Source organism: Microbacterium sp. HJ5 (genome assembly GCF_054824025.1).
This window is the reverse complement of the sequence record NZ_JSYE01000013.1, coordinates 247,365-266,863: the sequence shown is the minus strand read 5'-3', so window position 1 is coordinate 266,863 and position 19,499 is coordinate 247,365. Positions and strand designations below refer to the sequence as shown.

20 protein-coding genes are annotated in these 19,499 nt (G+C 70.6%); 5 read left to right on the top strand and 15 right to left on the bottom strand.

Annotated elements, in window-relative coordinates; all coding sequences use genetic code 11:
* Positions 1-28: 28 nt before the first annotated feature.
* From OB08_RS07740 to dusB, 4 genes are read right to left on the bottom strand one after another with little or no spacing between them, the layout of a single operon-like run.
* Entirely contained in the window at positions 29-817 is a 789-nt protein-coding gene (locus OB08_RS07740) for an ATP-binding cassette domain-containing protein (protein WP_461473794.1), read from the bottom strand.
* 47 nt (positions 818-864) lie between these two features.
* Positions 865-2,718, bottom strand: a complete 1,854-nt coding sequence (dnaG, locus tag OB08_RS07735; RefSeq protein WP_461473792.1) for a DNA primase — start codon at positions 2,716-2,718, stop codon at positions 865-867.
* Positions 2,718-4,058, bottom strand: coding sequence for a deoxyguanosinetriphosphate triphosphohydrolase (locus OB08_RS07730; protein WP_461473790.1), 1,341 nt, complete (start codon positions 4,056-4,058; stop codon positions 2,718-2,720). Before OB08_RS07730 ends, dnaG begins: the two co-directional genes overlap by 1 nt.
* Positions 4,048-5,223, bottom strand: a complete 1,176-nt coding sequence (dusB, locus tag OB08_RS07725; RefSeq protein ID WP_461473788.1) for a tRNA dihydrouridine synthase DusB — start codon at positions 5,221-5,223, stop codon at positions 4,048-4,050. Before dusB ends, OB08_RS07730 begins: the two co-directional genes overlap by 11 nt.
* A gap of 52 nt (positions 5,224-5,275) precedes the next feature.
* On the opposite strand from dusB, the gene OB08_RS07720 reads away from it, so the two are divergent.
* Positions 5,276-5,779: a glutathione peroxidase gene (locus OB08_RS07720; RefSeq protein WP_461473786.1), complete on the top strand. Its 504-nt coding sequence runs from the start codon at positions 5,276-5,278 to the stop codon at positions 5,777-5,779.
* 33 nt (positions 5,780-5,812) lie between these two features.
* On the opposite strand, the gene OB08_RS07715 is transcribed toward OB08_RS07720, so the two are convergent.
* From OB08_RS07715 to OB08_RS07690, 6 genes are all read right to left on the bottom strand, one after another.
* Complete coding sequence (locus OB08_RS07715) at positions 5,813-6,493, bottom strand: DsbA family oxidoreductase (RefSeq protein WP_461473784.1); 681 nt, start codon at positions 6,491-6,493, stop codon at positions 5,813-5,815.
* Positions 6,494-6,539: 46 nt separating this feature from the next.
* Positions 6,540-7,544 carry a hypothetical protein gene (locus OB08_RS07710; protein ID WP_461473782.1) on the bottom strand — a complete coding sequence of 335 codons (1,005 nt, stop codon included), beginning with the start codon at positions 7,542-7,544 and terminating at the stop codon, positions 6,540-6,542.
* Positions 7,544-8,164, bottom strand: coding sequence for a hypothetical protein (locus OB08_RS07705; protein ID WP_461473780.1), 621 nt, complete (start codon positions 8,162-8,164; stop codon positions 7,544-7,546). Before OB08_RS07705 ends, OB08_RS07710 begins: the two co-directional genes overlap by 1 nt.
* Positions 8,165-8,273: 109 nt before the next feature.
* Positions 8,274-9,083, bottom strand: a complete 810-nt coding sequence (locus OB08_RS07700) for an isoprenyl transferase (RefSeq protein WP_461473778.1) — start codon at positions 9,081-9,083, stop codon at positions 8,274-8,276.
* Positions 9,080-9,820, bottom strand: a complete 741-nt coding sequence (gene recO, locus OB08_RS07695; protein ID WP_461473776.1) for a DNA repair protein RecO — start codon at positions 9,818-9,820, stop codon at positions 9,080-9,082. The genes OB08_RS07700 and recO overlap by 4 nt, the downstream gene beginning before the upstream one ends.
* A 72-nt stretch (positions 9,821-9,892) precedes the next feature.
* On the bottom strand, positions 9,893-11,080 hold the full coding sequence (locus tag OB08_RS07690) for an aminotransferase class I/II-fold pyridoxal phosphate-dependent enzyme (protein ID WP_461473774.1): 1,188 nt from the start codon (positions 11,078-11,080) through the stop codon (positions 9,893-9,895).
* A 95-nt stretch (positions 11,081-11,175) separates the two neighbouring features.
* Between OB08_RS07690 and OB08_RS07685 the strand changes: the two genes are divergently transcribed.
* Genes OB08_RS07685 through OB08_RS07675 form a run of 3 tightly spaced genes read left to right on the top strand, consistent with a single transcriptional unit; the run spans position 11,176 to position 12,997 of the window.
* Entirely contained in the window at positions 11,176-11,643 is a 468-nt protein-coding gene (locus tag OB08_RS07685; RefSeq protein WP_461473772.1) for a MarR family winged helix-turn-helix transcriptional regulator, read from the top strand.
* The gene (locus tag OB08_RS07680; RefSeq protein ID WP_461473770.1) at positions 11,640-12,290 is read left to right on the top strand and encodes a hypothetical protein; all 651 of its coding nucleotides are present in this window, start codon (positions 11,640-11,642) and stop codon (positions 12,288-12,290) included. Before OB08_RS07685 ends, OB08_RS07680 begins: the two co-directional genes overlap by 4 nt.
* 20 nt (positions 12,291-12,310) lie before the next feature.
* Entirely contained in the window at positions 12,311-12,997 is a 687-nt protein-coding gene (locus OB08_RS07675; protein WP_461473768.1) for a trimeric intracellular cation channel family protein, read from the top strand.
* A 99-nt stretch (positions 12,998-13,096) separates the two neighbouring features.
* Here OB08_RS07675 and leuA read toward each other — a convergent pair whose 3' ends face one another.
* Entirely contained in the window at positions 13,097-14,857 is a 1,761-nt protein-coding gene (gene leuA / locus OB08_RS07670; protein WP_461473766.1) for a 2-isopropylmalate synthase, read from the bottom strand.
* A 205-nt stretch (positions 14,858-15,062) separates the two neighbouring features.
* Between leuA and OB08_RS07665 the strand changes: the two genes are divergently transcribed.
* A complete protein-coding gene (locus OB08_RS07665; RefSeq protein ID WP_461473764.1) occupies positions 15,063-15,710 on the top strand; it encodes a hypothetical protein in 648 nt (215 codons plus the stop codon).
* Between the two features lie 30 nt (positions 15,711-15,740).
* On the opposite strand, the gene era is transcribed toward OB08_RS07665, so the two are convergent.
* Genes era through OB08_RS07645 form a run of 4 tightly spaced genes read right to left on the bottom strand, consistent with a single transcriptional unit; the run spans position 15,741 to position 19,490 of the window.
* Entirely contained in the window at positions 15,741-16,637 is an 897-nt protein-coding gene (gene era / locus OB08_RS07660; protein ID WP_461473762.1) for a GTPase Era, read from the bottom strand.
* A complete protein-coding gene (locus OB08_RS07655; protein ID WP_461473760.1) occupies positions 16,634-17,998 on the bottom strand; it encodes a hemolysin family protein in 1,365 nt (454 codons plus the stop codon). Before OB08_RS07655 ends, era begins: the two co-directional genes overlap by 4 nt.
* On the bottom strand, positions 17,995-18,465 hold the full coding sequence (gene ybeY / locus OB08_RS07650; RefSeq protein WP_461473758.1) for an rRNA maturation RNase YbeY: 471 nt from the start codon (positions 18,463-18,465) through the stop codon (positions 17,995-17,997). Before ybeY ends, OB08_RS07655 begins: the two co-directional genes overlap by 4 nt.
* Positions 18,462-19,490 (bottom strand): PhoH family protein, encoded by a 1,029-nt coding sequence (locus tag OB08_RS07645; protein ID WP_461473850.1) that lies wholly within the window; start codon positions 19,488-19,490, stop codon positions 18,462-18,464. Before OB08_RS07645 ends, ybeY begins: the two co-directional genes overlap by 4 nt.
* Between the last annotated feature and the right edge of the window lie 9 nt (positions 19,491-19,499).

Below are 19,499 nucleotides of genomic sequence, written 5' to 3'. Positions count from 1 at the left end.
TAGCAAACGCGAAGGCGTGCTCGTGACGTCAGGACGCCACGAGCCGGTGATCCGCCTCGCCGCTCGGCGTCCACAGCAGATCCTTCGTGCCGTGCCCGTAGGCGATGCAGTGCCCGCCACGCAGGACGAGCACGTCGGCGTCCAGCTCTCGGACGACCTCCGCCTGGTTGGTGACCACCAGGGCCGACATGCCGTACTCGCGGCGGCGACGCAGGATGGCTTCGCGCGCGGCCTTGCGCACCTCGACGTCCATGTTCGAGAACGGCTCGTCGGCGACGAGCACCATGGGCTGCAGGACCAGCGCGCGTGCGAACGCCACGCGCTGACGCATGCCGGCACTGAGCTCGTAGGGGTACTTGGCCGCGGTGCCGAGGGGGAGCATCATCTCGTCGAGGAGCGTTGCGACGCGCACCTGGAGCGCCCGCTGATTCACCCGGCGGTCACGACTGGTGATCGGCTCGGTGATCACGTCCGCCACGGTCGACCGCGCGGGCAGGTCGGCGCCGGCCGACTGGGGCACATAGCCGGTGAGGTAGGTGTGGACGCGGTGCGACCGGCCCGGATGCCGCACGCCGATGCCCTCGACGAACGCCTCGCCGCCGACGACCGCGAGCCCGGGCTCGTCAGAACCGGCGAGGATCGCCGCGAGGCTCGACTTGCCGGAGCCGGTGGGCCCCATGATCGCGAGTGACGCCGCGTGCGGAAGAGCGAACGAGACGCCGTCGACGACGCGCTGCGCGGGGCCGCCTCGACCGGCACGCGCGATGGAGAGATCCGTACAGCGGATGGCCACATCCGCGGCTCGTCGTCGAGGCATGACCTCATCCTGCCCTGCGCCGGGCACGCGCGCCAGCGACGGCCGCTTCACGCGTCGTTTTCGAGCCGCTGCCTCTCGGCGTCGAGCTCGCGCAGACGCACGCGGACGGAGCGCCCCTCCTCAGAGTCGGCGGGCACGCGCTGGATCGCGCCGAGCAGCTCGTTCTTCTGCGTGACGAGTGCGCGGATCACGAGCCGGCGCGCGAGGTCGTCAGCCGACGACACCGCTGCCGCATCGCCGAGGGCCGGGAAGTCGGAGGCGAGGAGCTCGGCGCCGAGCGAGCGGTAGGGCTCCCGCACGGTGCCGATGGCCTCGACGGCCCAGCCGGGCCGCTGCATGTCGGGCGCCTCCTGCACGGCCTGGCGGACGGCGTCGAGGGCAGGGTGCCGGAACGGCAGGTCGACGGCACGGGCGACGAGAGCGGCATCCATCCGATGCCCGAACTGCAGGACACCCATGAGCGCATCGCGTTCGAGGGTCACCTCGGCGGTGCGGGGAAGCGACGCCACCGTGACGCGGACGAGCGGCTCGGCGGGCGCCTGCTCGGCGGGAGCCGGCACCGGGGTGCTGTCGCGCCGCGAGCCGCTGCGCGCCGCACGCTCGACCTCGCGGCGGACGTCTTCGGTGTCCATGCCGAGCCGGCGTGCGAGCACCCGGATGTACTCGGGCTGCAGGAGGGCGTCGCGCAGCTCGGCGACGACGGGGGCCGACGCACGGAGCGCGCCGACACGTCCTTCGACGGTGGCCAGATCGAAACCGGCGATGCGCTGGTCGAGGACGAACTCGACCATCGGGGCCTTGGTCTCCATGAGAGCGCGCACTGCGGCGTCGCCGCGCTTGAGGCGCAGGTCGCACGGGTCGAGCCCTTCGGGGCCCGTCGCGACGTACGTCTGCGCGTTGAACCGCTTCGCGTCGGCGAAGGCGCGCAGCGCCGCCTTCTGCCCCGCGGCATCCGGATCGAACGTGAACACGACCTCGCCCGCCGTCGAGTCGTCGCCCATCACGCGACGGAGCACCGTGATGTGGTCGGCGGCGAACGCCGTGCCGCACGTCGCGATCGCCGTGGTGATGCCGGCGAGATGGCACGCCATCACGTCGGTGTACCCCTCGACCACGACGACCCGGTGCTCGCGCGAGATGTCGCGCTTGGCGAGATCGAGGCCGTAGAGGACCTGCGTCTTCTTGTAGATCGTGGTCTCGGGCGTGTTGAGGTACTTCGGGCCCTTGTCGTCGTCGTAGAGCCGGCGCGCGCCGAACCCGATCACCTGTCCCGTGACATCGCGGATCGGCCACACGACCCGGCCGCGGAACCGGTCGTAGACGCCGCGCTGGCCCTGCGACACGAGCCCGGCGTTGGTGAGCTCCTCGTCGGTGAAGCCCTTGGTGCGCAGCGCGTCGCGCATGCCCTCCCAGCCCTTCGGCGCATAGCCGACGCCGAAGTGGGCGGCCGCGCCGGCGTCGAAGCCCCGCTCGCCGAGGAAGCGCCGGGCCGTGTCGGCCTCGGGCGTCAGGAGCTGCGCGCGGAAGAACTCCGCCGCAGCGGCGTTGGCGGCATAGAGGCGGGCACGACCGGTGTGCTCGGGCGCCGCTCCCCCGTCCTCGTAGTGCAGGGCGTAGCCGATGCGACCTGCGAGGCGCTCGACCGCCTCGGTGAACGAGACGTGGTCCATCTTCGTCAGGAAGGAGTACACGTCGCCTGATTCGCCGCAGCCGAAGCAGTGGTAGAAACCGGCCTGCGGCCGCACGTTGAAGCTCGGACTGCGCTCGTCATGGAAGGGGCACAGGCCCTTCATCGCGCCGACGCCGGCGTTCTTGAGGGCGACGCGCTCACCGATGATGTCGGCGATGTTGGTGCGCGCTTTGACCTCTTCGACGTCGCTCTGCCGGATCCGCCCCGCCATCAGCGGGTCCCGGTCGCGCGTGCGGCGGGCGACCACACGCCGAGGGATGCGGCGTCGAGTTCGCCGACGAGCCTGCCGTGCCACGCGATGGCGAGCTGGTCGGTGAGGCTCGCGACCTGATCGACGACGACGCGGCGGCGCGCGGCATCCGACTCGGCCGCGGCGAAGTCCTCGGCATGCAGCGGATCGAGCTCCTCCGGTCGCTCCCACAGTGCCGTCGCGAGTCGCTTCAGCACCCGCCGCTGCTCTTTGTAGAGGTCCTTGCGACCCTCGATCGAGACGACGACGGCGCCGATGATGCCCTTGAGCACCGCCATCTCGGCTTCGACGACGCGGGGAACGACCACGTGCGCACGATACCGGGTGAGCGCCGACATCCCGTAGGCGTCGCGCGTCGCCGTCGTCGCGGCGCGGGCGAACCGGCCGATCAGATCCGACGTGAGGTTCTTCAGACCGGCGAGCGAAGCGCGCGTGCCGTCGAAGGACGTGATCCACTCCGGCATCCGCATGAGGCGGTACAGGGCGTCTTCGAGCTCGTCTCGCGCGAAGTCGAAGCCGACCCACGACTGGATCGCGCTCAGCAGCGCCGCGTGCTCCGACGCATCGGCCAGACGTGCCGGGTCGAGGTAGCCGTTGGTCACGGCGTCCTCGAAGTCGTGCACCGAGTACGCGATGTCGTCGGAGAGGTCCATGACCTCCGCCTCGATGCAGCGCACCCGGCCGGGCGCGCCCTCCCGCATCCAGCGGAACACCGGTTCGTCGTCCGGGTACACGCCGAACTTCAGGCGTCCGCCGGGGTCGGGAAGCGGGTGGTCGGCCGTCCACGGGTACTTGCATGTCGCGTCGAGGCTCGCCCGCGTGAGGTTGAGCCCGAACGTGCGCCCGTCGTCGTCGACGACCTTCGGCTCGAGGCGGCTGATGATGCGCAGGGTCTGCGCGTTGCCCTCGAAGCCGCCGATGTCCTCGGCCCACTCGTTCATCGCCCGCTCTCCGTTGTGGCCGAAGGGCGGGTGGCCGAGGTCGTGGCTGAGGCACGCGGTGTCGACCACGTCGGCGGCGAGGCGCAGCGCCGTGGCGAGCTCGCGGCCGACCTGCGCGTCCTCGAGCGAGTGCGTCAGCCGGTTGCGTGCGAAGTCGGCGGGGCTCGCGGGGCTCAGGACCTGCGTCTTGGCGGCGAGTCGCCGCAGCGCGGCCGAATGGAGCACGCGCGCCCGGTCGCGTGCGAAGTCGTCGCGGAGGGAGCGGTGGCGCTCGGAGTGGAAGCGCGCGGCGTCCGCGTCGTCGTAGCCCGAGGGCCGCTCGCTGGCGACCCCGAGCGCCCCGGCGCCGTCAGCCGCCACTGTGGTCGAGCTCCGCTTCGGCGATGGCGCAGGATGCCTCGGCGCTCAGATCACGGGAGTCGAGCCAGTGCTCAGGCAGCGCCGGCCGCTTCGGCGTGCCGGCGCGGCCGCGCTGGCCCTCGGCCGCCGCGCCCGGATAGGGGGCGTCGAGCTCCAGGGTCGCGAGCAGCTCGTCGATCTCGTCGAGGGTGGACACCGTCGCCAGCCGCGCGCGGAGGTCGCCGCCGACCGGGTAGCCCTTGAAGTACCACGCCACGTGCTTGCGGATGTCGCGGCAGCCGCGGCCCTCGTCCTCGAAGAAGTCCACGAGCAGCTCCGCGTGGCGTCGGAACGCCTGGGCCACGAAGCCGAGGGTCGCGTCGACGGGAGCGCCGGATGCCGCGTCCGGGCCACCCAGAGCGCGGGCGAGGTCGCCGAACAGCCACGGACGGCCGAGGCATCCGCGCCCCACGACGACGCCGGCGCAGCCGGTCTCGTCCATCATGCGCACGGCGTCGTCGGCGGACCAGATGTCGCCGTTGCCGAGCACCGGCACGGTCGTGACGACCTCTTTCAGCCGCGCGATGGCCGACCAATCGGCGTTGCCCGAGTAGAACTCGGCCGCGGTTCGCGCGTGCAGAGCAACAGCGGCGACGCCCGCGTCCTCGGCGATGCGGCCGGCATCGAGGTAGGTGAGGTGGTCGGAGTCGATGCCCTTGCGCATCTTCACGGTGAGCGGAACGTCGCCGGCGGCACGCGCGGCGCGCGTGACGATGTCGCGGAAGAGGCCGAGCTTCCACGGCAGCGCGGCGCCGCCGCCCTTGCGGGTCACCTTGGGAACCGGGCAGCCGAAGTTGAGGTCGATGTGATCGGCGCGGTCCTCTTCGACGAGCAGGCGCACCGCCGCCTCGGTCGTGGCGGGGTCGACGCCGTACAGCTGGATCGAGCGCGGCTTCTCGGACTCGTGGTGCGTGATGAGGCGCATCGTGGTGGCGTTGCGCTCGACGAGCGCACGGGTCGTGATCATCTCGCTCACGTAGAGACCGGCGCCGTATTCGCGGCACAGCCGCCGGAACGCGGTGTTGGTGATGCCCGCCATCGGCGCCAGCACGACGGGCGCATCGAGTTCGATGGGCCCGATGCGCAGCGTGCGCGCGGGAGCGTAGGCAGTCGTCACGTCGTCCATTCTCCCAGAGGAATCCGATCCTTCGCTGAATCCGAGGGCTTAGCCTGGGAGCATGACCGAGGCTACCGCGACCGATCTCCGCAGCATCCCGTTCCAGACCGCCGACGGCGGCACCGCGACGCTGGCGGACTACGGCGACCAGGTGCTCCTGGTCGTGAACGTCGCCTCCCGCTGCGGCCTCACGCCGCAGTACGAGCAGCTCGAGCAGCTGCAGCGGGCGTACGCGGACCGCGGCTTCACGGTGCTCGGCTTCCCGTGCAACCAGTTCATGGGCCAGGAGCCGGGTTCGATGGACGAGATCCTCGAATACTGCTCGACGACGTGGGGCGTCTCGTTCCCCGTCTTCGACAAGGTCAAGGTCAACGGCGGCAAGGCTGCCCCCCTCTACAAGGCGCTCAAGAGCGCCGACGACGCCCAGGGCAACGGCGGGCGCATCCAGTGGAACTTCGAGAAGTTCGTGCTCACGCCCGGCGGCGAGGTGCACCGCTTCCGCCCGAACACGAAGCCGGACGACCCCGCGGTGGTCGAGGTCATCGAGGCGAACCTGCCCCGCTGACCCCGCCCGCCCGACGGCGGCGACCCGCGCCGGTCAGGCGCCGACGGCCGCGCCCTCGCGGTGCTCCGCCCACACCTGCCGCACGATGTCGGCGAACGCCTCCGCGGGCTGCGCGCCCGAGACGCCGTACTTGCCGTCGATCACGAAGAACGGCACGCCGTTGATCCCGTAGGCGCTCGCCTGCGCCTGGTCGGCGCGCACGGCCGGCAGATAGCGGCCGCTCTGCAAGGCCTCGCGGGCGGCGTCGGCGTCGAGCCCGGCGTCGGCGGCGAGGGCGACCAGCTCGTCCTCCTGACCGAGGTGGCGGCCCTCGGTGAAGTAGCCGGACATGAGGCGCTCGGCGAGCTCGTGCTGGCGTCCCTGCTCCTTGGCGAAGTGCAGAAGCTCGTGCGCCTTGACGGTGTTGGTGTGCTTGAGAAGGTCGAAGCGGTACTCGAGCCCTGCGTCGGACGCGACCCCGGTCACGCGCTCGAGCATCTGCTGCGCCTGCGCGGACGAGATGCCCTTGTGCTGGGCGAGGTAGTCGGCCTCGCCGCCCTCGAAGTCGACGGGCGTATCGGGCGAGAGCTCGAACGAGTGGTAGACGACCTCGACCGCGGGCGCGTCCTCGTCGGCGGATGCCGCGGCGAGCCCCTTCTCGAGATTCCGCTTTCCGATGTAGCACCAGGGGCAGGCGATGTCGCTCCACACGTCGATCTTGATGGCGTCCGTCATGCTGACCACAACCCCGCTCGTGCGGAGATCTATTCCGGCGGATGCGTCATCCGTCGGTCGGATCGGCCGCGTCGGGCACGAACCGGAACCGCACGCGCACCTCGTCGTACGGCACCACGATGGTCGAGGCGTCCGGCGACCACCGATCCGGAACGAGGTACAGCCGCCCACCGCCCTGCGCGAGCAGGCGCAGCCCGAAGTAGCGGTATCCGAAGGCCGGAGCAGGCGGCGCCTCGCCGTCGGCGGGATCGGATGCCGACTCGCCCAGTTCCCGCAACACGATGTCGGCGTTCCCTGGATGCAGGCGGTCCTTGGTGTCGAGGACCACCGCGGGCAGCGTGGTGAGGTCCGAGGCGAGCGCGCGCGCCTGACCGAGCCCCCACCACTGGGCGACGGTCGCGGTCGACCAGAAGGTGCCGGCGACCATCACGAGCACGAGGATCACCACGACGCTGCGCCCCACCGTCGTGCCGCCCAGCGCCCGCACCGTCGACGAGGCGTACGCGGAGAGCCCTGCGCCCACCGCGAGCAGCAGCGGCGCGAGGAGCTGGGCGACCGGCCAGCCGATGACGGGGATCAGGAACGCGAGCACGAGGCCCGCGAGGAGGAGGGCGATCCCTGTCCACGCGAACGCCGCGATGACGCGCCGCCTGGTCGCCGCCGGCTTCGCCTGGAGCCACCGCCGCAGGAGCCGGTGCCCCACCAGCAGCCCCGCGGCGAGGAGCAGCAGGATCACGACCGGAACGAAGAGCGCACCCGGGCTGCGCATCACGAACTCCTGGGAGCTGAGCCCGATGAGGTCGACGTCGATGCCGAAGTAGCGGAAGAACTCGCGGGTGGAGACGTAGCCGAAGTAGAACAGCAGCGCGGTGACGAGGGACAGCGGCGCGACGAAGGACGACAGGAAGCCCATCCACCGCTCGAAGCCGAGTCCCGGCTCGGGGGCGGGCGCAGGTTCAGCCGGGGGCGACGTCGGCGTGGCCGTCGCGGCCGCTGCGGCTGCGGCATCCGTCACCGTCTCCTGCCGTCGGCGACCCCCGAGCCGCGCCATCACGCGCCCTCCGGTGTGTTGACGACGAGCGGCGGCCCCGGCTCGACCTGACGCGCCGCCACGGCGTCGCAGATCTCGGCCGTGGGGCACTCGAGCGTTCCTTCGAAGCTGATCGTCGTCCCCTCGACGAAGTCCGCGCCCGGGCGCACGACCACGCTGCAGAAGATCCCGGACTCGTTCGCCTCGACGGCCATGCCCAGGCAGGACCTGTCCGCCCCGCGCGTGCCGCACACGCCGCTCTCGGTCTCGAGGCCGGGCTGGTCCGGGACCGCCGCGTCGAAGGTGAAGCGCACGCCGTCCGGGATCGGCTCGTCACCGCCCCAGAACACCGCGATCGTCTTGCACCACACTCCCGTCTCGACGACCTCGGCCTCACCCTGGTCGCCGTATGCCGGGCCGCCGTACTGGGCGACGGGACCCGTGCGCACGCGATCCTGCTCCGGGTCCTCCTCACCGTCGGTGGAGCCGGTCTCGGTCGGTGAGGGGACGGCGGTCTGCGTCTCCCGGCCGCCGTCGGCTCCGGATCCCTCGGTGGTCGCCGGGGCGCAGCCGGTGAGCAGGAGCGCGAGTGCCGTCACCACCGCGGCGAGGACGGCGCCCGGACGCATCGTGCTGGACATGGCAGACCTCCCGACCGGCCGCGCGCTGCGGCGCTCATCAGACAAGAGCGCCCAGACGCTCGCAGGATACGCCCCGGCAGGCTCGTGCGGGAGGGGCTCTGCGCCCAGGTCAGCGCGGCGCGTCGGGCGAATCCACCGCGCCGCCGAATCGCCGGTCGCGGTCGAGGTACAGCCCGATCGCGCGCCACAGGTCGGTGCGTGAGAAATCGGGCCACAGCGTGTCGAGGAAGACGAATTCGGCGTAGGCCGACTCCCACAGGAGGAAGTTCGACGTACGCTGCTCGCCGCTCGACCGGATGAACAGGTCGACGTCGGGCATGTCCGGCAGATAGAGGCGCTTCTGGATGAGCTTCTCGGTGACCGCGGACGGGCGCAGTCGCCCCGCGGCGATGTCGTCGCCGATCGACCGCATCGCGTCGACGAGCTCGACTCGACCGCCGTAATTGACGCACATCGTGAGGGTGAGCGTGTCGTTGCCCGCCGTCAGGCGCTCCGCGAACTGCAGCTCCTTGATGACGCTCGACCAGAGCCGGGGCTTGCGGCCCGCCCAGCGCACACGCACGCCCCACTCATTGAGCTGGTCGCGCCGCCGATGGAGCACATCGCGGTTGAACCCCATCAGGAACCGCACCTCGTCGGGCGAGCGCGACCAGTTCTCGGTCGAGAACGCGTACACCGACAGGTGCTTCACGCCGGCCTGGATGGCGCCGGCGACGACGTCGAGCAGCGCGGCCTCCCCCGCCTTGTGACCCTCGACCCGGGTCAGGCCCCGGCGGTTGGCCCAGCGGCCGTTCCCGTCCATCACGATCGCGACGTGCTCGGGCACCGCGCCCGCCGGGAACGCCGGCGGATACAGCCCGGTCCAGTCGACGGGGCGGTAGGCGACCGCGTCGCGGTGGGTGAACGGCTTCGGCGTCATGGGGCTCCTCCGGGTGCGCTCGCGACGTGCGACAGCGAGCGGATGCCGCGCTCGAGGTGCCACTGCGCGTATGCGGCGATGAGACCGGATGCCGCGGCGCACGAGCCCGCGGATGCGGCTTCCACGTGCTGCCATTCGCCGGCCATCAGGGACTGCAGGAGGCCCGCGGTCTCGGGGTGCACCCGCGCCGCCCCGGTGGGCGCGCAGTCGCGACACACCATGCCGCCGAGCTGGGCGACGAACGTGTCGTGAGGACCGGGCCGGCCGCAGCGCGCGCACTCGGTCAGACCCGGCGCCCACCCGGAGAGGGCCATCGCGCGCAGCAGGTACGAGTCGAGCACGCTGCGGGACGCGTGCTCGCCGCGCGCGAGGGCGCGGAGGCCGCCGACGAGCAGCAGATACTGCTGCGGCGTGGCCTCGGCCTCGTTGAGGCGATCGGCCGCCTCGACCATGGCGTGGGCGGACGTGTAGCGGTCGTAGTGCGCGGCGATGTCGGCCCCGTACGAGCCGAGCGATTCCGCCTGCTGGACGATGTCGAGCGAGCGGCCCTGGTAGAGCTGCACGTCGGCGACCATGAACGGTTCAAGTCGCGCACCGAAGCGCGACGACGTGCGGCGCACGCCCTTGGCCACCGCGCGAAGCTTGCCGTGACGACGGCTGAGCATCGTCACGATCCTGTCGGCCTCCCCCAGCTTGTGGGTGCGCAGGACCACGACTTCATCGCGGTAGGTGGGCACCCGTCAATTATGGACGCCGCCTCCCCCGCGGTCGCGGTGGCACCCCGGTCGCGACGCGGCGCGTCGAGCGGGTCAGCGCTCTGTCGAGGAGAACTCCGCGGCGATCGCCGTCAGCAGGGGGATCGCCCGCTCGATGGTCTCCATCGTTGCGGTCAGCGACATGCGGAAGTGGTGCGGCTGGTCGAACAGGGTGCCCGGCATGACGTGGACGCCGCGCGCGTCGAGCGCATCGCAGAACGCGGCGGCGTCGCCGCCCGGCGCCCGGCCCCACAGGTAGAAGGTCCCCTCCGGCCGCGTCACGTCCACGCCCGCATCGACGAGCGCCCCGAACAGCCGGTCGCGCTTGCGGGCGAGCTCGGCCATGTCGAGGGTCACCGACTCCAGCGCCGGGACGGAGTACTGCATCACCGCGTCGGGGAATCCCCAGCCGATGGCCAAGCCGAGGGGCATGAGCGCCGCGCGGAGCTCGTCGCGCTCGGCGGCGGGGATGAGGGGCGAGAGCGCGAGATAGCCCAGGCGCTGCCCGGGCGCGAGGAGCACCTTGCCGTAGCTGTAGTCGATGACGGTCCACGGGTAGTGCGCAACGGGGCTCGCGAACCCGATGCCGTCGAAGCGGATGCGGCGGTAGGGCTCGTCCGACACCAGCCAGATCCGGCGACCGTGCGTGCGCGACGCCTGCTCGAGCACGTCCGCCAGCGCGCGCCAGGTGTCGGCGGAGTAGACCCTGCCCGTCGGATTGGCCGGCGAGTTCACGACCACGAGGCGGGTGCGCGGCGTGATCGCCTGCGCGATCGCGTCGATGTCGAGGTCGAACGTGTCGGGCGCGAGCAGTGCGCGCACCGGCGCGAGGTTCGCCGCATGGAGCATCGGCTCGTAGCAGAACCAGCCCGGTACCGGGATGACGACCTCGTCCCCCGCGTCGGCGAGGAGCGCGAATGCGAGCGACAGCGCGCCGAACGCGCCTTGCGTCATCGCGATGTCGTCGGGTTCGAAATCGACGGCCAGCTCGGTGCGCAGACCTGCGGCGATCGTCTCCTGCGCGACGCGCTCGCTCGTCTTGTAGGCGAACCAGTCCACCGAGCGCGGCTCGAGCTGGGCACGCATCGCGTCGGTGAGCCCGCGAAGGGCGAGTTCGTGCGGATTGCCGAACGTGAAGTCCAGCGCATCCGGGTCATCGACCACCGCCTGCATGCGTCCGAAGAACGCGGTCACGATGTCGACCGCCGCCTTCGCCCTCGTCGCGCGCTCCGACATCGTCATCGCATCCACCTTCCCCAGCGTCGCGTGATTCCCCTGCACAGGATCCCAACACCCGCGGCCTCGGGTCAATGACCATATCGTGTACACTATTCACTATGTCTGGAACTCACGTCCTCGATGCGCTGCTCGCGCTCACCCGGGTGCTGCAGGCCGACGAGGAGCGCGAACTCGACCGACGCGGGCTCACCGGCCCGCGCACGCATCTGATGTGGGTGCTGTTCCACGGCGGTCCCGCAACGCAGGCGCACCTCGCCGCTGCGCTCGAAGTCACCCCTCGCCACATCACGACGCTGGTCGACGCGCTCGACACGACGGGCCTGGCACATCGCGAACCGCACCCCACCGACCGCCGTGCCGTGCTCGTCCACCTCACCGAGCGCGGTCGCTCGCTCATGGAGGCGATGGACGCTGAGCACACGCAACTCGGCGCCGACCTGGTCACCGGGCTCGACGAGGCGACGATCGAGACACTGGTCCGCGGACTCGACCACGTGCGCGGCCGGCTCGAAGAGCTCATCGCCGCCCACGAACGCGCGCAGCACGAGCGGGAGGCGCTCGCATGACCGAGCTCGCCGCGTCCACCGGCGCTGCGCCGCGCCGCACGGTGCTTCAGCGCATCGGCTGGCTGGTGCGCGCCGCCTGGCGCGCTGAAGTCGGCATCTGGCAGAGCCTCTATCGCTGGATCCTCCGCCGCCCGCGCGTCCCGCGCGGCGCCTCGGGATTCACCTACCACTCCCCCGTCCTGACGATCCTCGTCATCTTCATCGTGCTCTCCGCGGTGGAGATTCCGATCGTCGACCTGATCGTCCACGACTGGCCGTGGGTGCGCATTCCTCTCCTGGCACTGGGCATCTGGGGCGTGACCTGGATGATCGGGCTGCTGCTGAGCTACCTCACGCGTCCGCATGCGGTCGGCCCCGACGGCATCCGCGCACGGCTCGGGGCCGACGTCGACGTGAACCTGACGTGGGACGCCGTCGCGACCGTCGAGAAGTCCCGCGACGTGCTCGAGAAGGCGCCGAAGATCCGCGACGAGACCCACGGACGCACACTGGCTCTGCGCATGCAGAACGAGACCAACGTGCTCGTCACGCTCGAGAAGCCGGTGACCACGCGCCTCGGGGACGACACGGTCGAGGTCGACGCGGTCCGGCTGTGGGTCGACGACCTCGACGGCTTCATGTCGGCGGTGCGCACGCACATCCCCTGACGCGCCCCGACAATGGAGGGGTGGACGAGCCGATCTTCGTGATCCCCCTGTGGGCCGACCTCATCGCCGTCGGCCTGGGCGGCATCCAGGGCGCGCTCTTCGCCTCCGGCTTCCGGGGTCAGCGGCGACTCGACCTGCTCGGGGTCGCCATCATCGGCATCGTCGTCGGCATGGGAGGCGGTCTCATCCGCGACCTGCTGCTCAACGTCACGCCCGTCACCCTGCAGAGCAACTGGTACCTGCTCACCGCGATCGGTGCGGCGCTGCTCGGAATGCTGCTCGCCGGCCTCTTCCAGCGCCTCAACGCCGTCATCGTCGGGCTCGACGCCCTGGTGATCGGACTCTTCGGCGCGTTCGGCACCAGCAAGGCGCTGTACCTGGGTCTTCCTCTGGTGCCCGCCGTGTTCGTCGGCGTCTGCGCGGCGGTGGGCGGCGGCATCCTCCGCGACATGATCATGGGGCTGCCGGTCGCGATCATGCACGTCGGCTCGCTGTACGCGGTTGCCGCAGGGGCAGGATGCCTCGTCCTCGCCGGCGCGAACGCGCTCGGCCTCGACCTCGTCATCGCCGCGATCATCGGCATCGCGGTGACGGCCGTGATCCGCCTGCTCGCCGTGATGTTCGACATCTCGCTGCCCGAGCAGCGCGCGCTCTACCGGCGGAAGGTCGCGGTCGAGACGTCGACGATCCCGATCGTCAAGCCCTGACGCGCCAGCGAACACGCGCGCGAGACAGGGGGCCTTCGCTGAGACAGGGGCGGTGCCCATCGTCTCGGCGAGACCCCCTGTCTCGACAGAAGGCCGCGATCAGACCCCGGCCAGGGCGCCCGAGCGCTCGCGCGTGCGGATCGCGCGGTTCACGCCCGACACGATCGCCTTCAGGCTCGCGGTCGAGATGTCGCCGTCGATGCCGACGCCCCACAGCCGCTCACCGTCGACCTGCAGCTCCACGTAGGCAGCGGCCTGCGCGTCGCCGCCCGCACTGAGCGCGTGCTCGACGTAGTCGTAGAGGGTCACGTCGAACCCCTGCGCGCGCACCACCTCGAGGAACGCCGCCACCGGCCCGTTGCCGTGACCGGATGCCTCGTACCGGTCGTCGCCGTCCCGCAGCGTGACATCGAGAGAGACGTCTCCCGACATGTCGCTGCGCGTGCTCGTGGCCAGCAGCTCGAAGCGGCCCCAGCGGTCATCGGCCACCTGGGAGGGCAGGTACTCGTCGGTGAAGATCGCCCAGATCTGGTCGCTCGTCACTTCGCCGCCCTCGGCGTCGGTCTTGGCCTGGACGACCCCCGAGAACTCGATCTGGAGCCTCCGCGGCAGGTCGATTGCGTGGTCGGTCTTCAGGAGGTACGCGACGCCGCCCTTGCCCGACTGCGAGTTCACGCGGATCACCGCCTCATACGAGCGCCCCAGGTCCTTCGGGTCGATCGGCAGGTACGGGACGGCCCAGTCGATCTCGTCGACCGTCACCCCGGCGTCCGCCGCGCGCGCCTCCATCGCCTCGAAGCCCTTCTTGATGGCGTCCTGATGAGAGCCGCTGAACGCGGTGAAGACGAGGTCGCCCGCCCACGGGCTGCGCTCGTGCACGGGCAGCTGGTTGCAGTACTCGACGGTGCGCTTGACCTGGTCGACGTCGCTGAAGTCGATCTGCGGGTCGATGCCCTGCGTCAGCAGGTTGATCCCCAGTGCGACCAGGTCCACGTTGCCGGTGCGCTCTCCGTTGCCGAACAGGCATCCTTCGATGCGGTCGGCGCCGGCCATGTAGCCGAGCTCCGCCGCCGCGATCGCCGTTCCGCGGTCGTTGTGCGGGTGCAGCGACAGGATGACGTTCTCGCGGTGCGCGAGGTGCCGGCTCATCCATTCGATCGAGTCGGCGTAGACGTTGGGCGTCGCCATCTCCACCGTCGCCGGCAGGTTGATGATGACCTTGCGCTCGGGCGTCGGCTCGAACACTTCGATGACCTGGTTGCACACGTCGACGGCGAACTCGAGCTCGGTGCCGGTGTAGCTCTCGGGCGAATACTCGTAGAAGACCTTCGTCTCAGGGACGCGCTTCTCGAACTCGCGGCACAGGCGCGCGCCCTCGAGCGCGATGTCGATGATGCCCTGCTTGTCGGTGCGGAAGACCACATCGCGCTGCAGCACGCTGGTCGAGTTGTAGAGGTGCACGATGGCCTGCTTGGCGCCGGCGATCGACTCGTAGGTGCGCTCGATGAGGTGGGCGCGCGCCTGCGTCAGCACCTGGATCGTGACGTCGTCGGGGATCAGGTCCTCTTCGATCAGCTGGCGCACGAAGTCGAAGTCGGTCTGGCTGGCCGAGGGGAACCCGACCTCGATCTCCTTGTAGCCCATGCTGACGAGCAGGTCGAACATGATGCGCTTGCGCTCGGGGCTCATCGGGTCGATCAGGGCCTGGTTGCCGTCGCGCAGGTCGACCGCGCACCAGCGCGGCGCCTCGGTGATGCGCTTCGCGGGCCACGTGCGGTCGGGCAGGTCGACGGCGATCTGCTCGTGGTACGGCCGGTACTTGTGCACCGGCATGGAGGAGGGCTTCTGGTGGTTCTGCATGATCGTCGCTTTCGTTCTCTCGTCGAGTGGCGGGCCGACGACAAGCTCCGCGACGAGGAGGGCCCTAGATCGAGGCCTCGTCGCGGCAGCTAAGGAGGAGCGAGCCTGCACGCATGGTGCCAGGTTACACCCGTGCCCGAGGGTCGGGCGAACCTCGCGTCGCATTCCGGTGAGACGATCACAGCGCCGGTGACACTCGACGGATATGACACGTCATCGTCGACACCTGCTGATCGCGCTCGGCGCGGCATCCGTCCTCGCCCTCGCCGGCTGCGCCACGCCTGCCGGTTCCGCGGCGCCGTCCACGCCCGCCGACGCCCCTCCCGGCGCCTCGCTCGGGTCGCTGTGGCCCGCGCCGCCCGAGGGCGACGTCGTCGCTCAGGGCACGGTGATGGACGTCGACGGCGATGTCCAGCTGTGCCTCGGTGCGGTGGCGGAGTCCTATCCACCGCAGTGCGGAGGCATCCCGATCACGAACTGGGTGTGGGACGGGATCGAGGGCGCCGAGACGTCGGGTGAGACGACGTGGGGATCGTACGCGGTCCAGGGCACCTACGACGGCGAGGAGTTCACCGTCACGCAGCCGCCGATCATGCTGGCCCTCTACGACCCGATGATGCCCGACGACCCGACCGGCGGCGAGCCGGGTGCGGGCGACGAGGCGACCCTGCTCGAGATCCAGGAAGAGCTGCCCGACATCCTGCACGAGGCCTACCTGAGCTCCTACCCCGAGAACGGATGGCTGTGGGTCGACGTCGTGTGGGACGACGGCACGTGGCAGGATGCCGCGGACGACGACTACGGCGACGACACGGTGATCATCCGGTCGGCGATGCGGCCCGTCGACGGCTGATACGCACCGCGGAGCGGCCGGCCGGGAGACTCAGAACCCGAGTCGGCCGAGCTGCTTCGGGTCGCGCTGCCATTCCTTTGCGACCCGGACATGCAGCGACAGGAACACGCGCGTGCCGACGAGCGGCTCGATGCCCGCGCGGGCGCGCTTGCCCACGTCGGCGAGGCGGGAGCCCTTGCGGCCGATGATGATGGCCTTCTGACTGTCGCGCTCGACGACGATGTTCGCGTAGATGTCGGTGAGATCGGACTCCTCCCGCGGAGCCATGTCCTCGATGGTCACCGCGATCGAGTGCGGCAGCTCGTCGCGCACGCCTTCCAGAGCGGCCTCGCGGATGATCTCCGCGACGCGGTCCTCGATCGACTCGTCTGTCACGACGTCGGCCTCGTACAGGGCCGGCCCCTCGGGCATGAGCGTCAGCAGCTCGTCGGTCAGCACGTCGAGCTGCTCGCGGGTCAGCGCCGAGAGCGGGATCACCGCGGCCCAATCCTCGCGCAGGGAGTCGACCTCCATCAGGCGCTCGGTGATCTGGTCGCGGGAGGCGGCGTCGGTCTTGGTGACGATCGCGACCTTCTTGGCACGTGAATAGCCGTCGAGCGACTCCGCGATGCGCCGATCGCCGGGGCCGACCCTCTCGGTCGCCGGCACGCAGAACCCGATGACGTCGACGTCGCCCAGCACCTGCTCGACGAGGCTGTTGAGGCGCTCGCCCAGGAGCGTGCGCGGCTTGTGGATTCCCGGGGTGTCGACGATCACGAGCTGACCTGCCGGGCGGTTCACGATGCCGCGGATCGCGCGACGCGTGGTCTGCGGCTTGTCGCTCGTGATGGCCACCTTCTCACCGACGAGTGCGTTGGTGAGCGTCGACTTGCCCACGTTGGGCCGGCCGACGAAGGTGACGAAGCCGGAGCGGGACGCGTCGGTCACGAGCGCTCCCCTTTCTTCGTTGCGCGCACCTCGCCGGTGCGCGAGGGGACGATGCGGATCTCACCCGTGCGCGGCGCGCGCCCGAAGGCGGCCTCCGCCGCGTCGAGTGCTTCGCCGCGCTCGACGAACACCGTCGAGATGCCTCGGCCGCGCCCGCGCGAGGCACCGCCGGTCATGACGAGGCCCTCGTACTCTGCCGTCGCGCCGGGTTGAGGGACGCGACCGAGCGCCTTGCCCAGCAGTCCGCCGATCGAGTCGACGTCCTCGTCTTCGAGATCGATTCCGAACAGGTCGCCGACCTCGTCGAGCCCGAGGCGCGCGCTGACGCGGTAGTGACCGGGCTCGAGCTCGGTCACCTCGTCGGCCCGGGGGTCGTACTCGTCGGAGATCTCACCCACGAGCTCCTCGATGAGGTCCTCCAGGGTGACCAGGCCCGACACTCCGCCGTACTCGTCGATGACGAGGCACACGTGCACGGCGTCGCGCTTCATCTGCTGCAGCAGCGTCTCGGCCTTCATCGACTCGGGCACGAACACCGCCGGACGCGCGATACGCGTGATCGGCGCGTCGCGCCACCCCGACTCGTCGCGGAAGCCGAACTGCACGAGGTCCTTGAGGTACAGCACGCCCACGACGTCATCGGCCTCGTCGTCGACGATCGGGACGCGGGAGATGCCCTTGTCGAGGAAGATCGCCATCGCCTCGCGCGTCGAGGCCGCGGCATCCACCGTCACCATGTCGGTGCGCGGCACCATCACGGCGCGGACGAAGGTGTCGGTGAAGTCGAACACGGAATGGATGAGCTCGCGGTCGTCCTGCTCGATGAGCTCGTTCTCGGCGGCCTCGTCGATGATGCTGAGGAGCTGCTCCTCGGAGGCGAACGACGCCCCGCGCGAGGCGCCGGGAGTGATCCGCGTGCCGAGAGCCACGAGGCCGTGCGCGAGAGGGCCGAGGATGATCCGCACGCCCCGCACCACCGGGGCCGCGCCGCGCAGGAGCCCCTTGGCATGCTGGCGCCCGACATTGCGCGGGCTCGCTCCCACGACGACGTATGACACGCCCGTCATGAGCACCGCCGCGGCGACCATCGCCCACCAGATGCTGTCGAACAGCAGCGTGAACGCGACGGTGACCAGCACGGCGGCGGTCGTCTCGGAGAGCACGCGGATGAACACGACCGCGTTCGCGTGCGCCTCGGGGTCGTCGGCGATCTTGCGCAGCGCGGACGCGTTGCGGTCGCCAGCCCCGAGCTCGGCGAGGTCGGCGCGCGAGGTCACGCTCAGCGCGGCGTCGATGGCGACCATGAGGGCGCCGAACGCCAGCAGCAGCGCCGCGGCGATGAGGAGCAGCGCAGGGGTCATGCGCGATTTCGACGGCGTTCCACAGCCTGGAAGGCCGTGATGAGCTCGCGCTGGAGCCCGAACATCTCGCGCTCCTCCTCGGGCTCGGCGTGGTCGAAGCCGAGGAGGTGCAGCAGGCCGTGCGTCGTCAGCATGACGAGCTCGTCCATCGTCGAGTGCTTCGCGGCGACGGCCTGAGTCTCGGCCACCTGCGGGCACAGCACGATGTCGCCGAGGAGTCCCGCGGGCGCCGGCATGTCCTCGGTGCCGGGGCGCAGCTCGTCCATGGGGAAGCTCAGCACGTCGGTGGGGCCGGGTTCGTCCATCCACTGCACATGAAGAGCCTCCATCGCGCCCTCGTCGACCAGGAGGATCGCGACGTCGGCGTCGGGGCTCACGTGGAGCTCGGCGAGGTTGTTCTCCATGAGACGCAGCAGCACCGTCTCGTCGACCGCGATGCCTGACTCGTTGCTGATCTCGATCGTCATGAGCGTCCTCGCTTCGGAAGATGGTCGCGGGGGTTCTGGGGCCGCATGCCGGCGCGCCGCTCCGCCCGGTTCGCGAACTCGGACGCCTCGTCGCGCTCGCGGCGCGCGGCCATCCGCCGTTCGTCGTACTCGCTGTAGGCGTCGACGATGCGCCCGACGAGCGTGTGCCGCACGACGTCGTCACTCGTCAGGTAGGAGAAGTGGATGTCGTCGATGTCGCCGAGCACCCGCGTCACGAGCCGCAGTCCGGACGCGCCCTGCGGCAGATCGATCTGCGTGATGTCGCCCGTGACGACCATGCGCGTGCCGAAGCCCAGCCGCGTGAGGAACATCTTCATCTGCTCGGGCGTGGTGTTCTGCGCCTCATCGAGCACGACGAACGAGTCGTTGAGCGTGCGTCCGCGCATATACGCGAGCGGGGCGACCTCGATGGTGCCCGTCGCCATGAGCTTCGGCACGAGCTCCGGATCCATCATCTCGTTGAGCGCGTCGTACAGCGGGCGGAGGTACGGGTCGATCTTGTCGGTGAGCGTGCCGGGCAGGAACCCCAGCCGCTCCCCCGCCTCGACCGCGGGGCGCGTCAGGATGATGCGGCTGACCTCCTTGCGCTGCAGCGCCTGCACCGCCTTGGCCATCGCGAGGTAGGTCTTGCCGGTGCCGGCGGGCCCGATGCCGAACACGATCGTGCTCTCCTCGATCGCGTCGACGTACGCCTTCTGGCCGAGGGTCTTGGGCCGGATCACCTTGCCGCGCGACGACAGGATCGCTTCTCCGAGCACCTCCGACGGCCGCGGGCCGCCCTCGGTGCGAAGGATGCGGCTCGACGACGACACGTCGGAGGGGTCGAGCCCCTGCCCGGCCTTGGTCATGGCGAGCAGCTCGTCGACGAGCGAGCGGGCGGCGGCGACGGCGTCCGCTTCTCCGGTGAGTGTGATCTCGTTGCCCCGCACGTGCACGTCGACGCCCGGGTGCTCCTTCTCGACGACGCGCAGCAGCCGGTCCTGCGGGCCGAGCAGCTGCACCATCGCGACGCC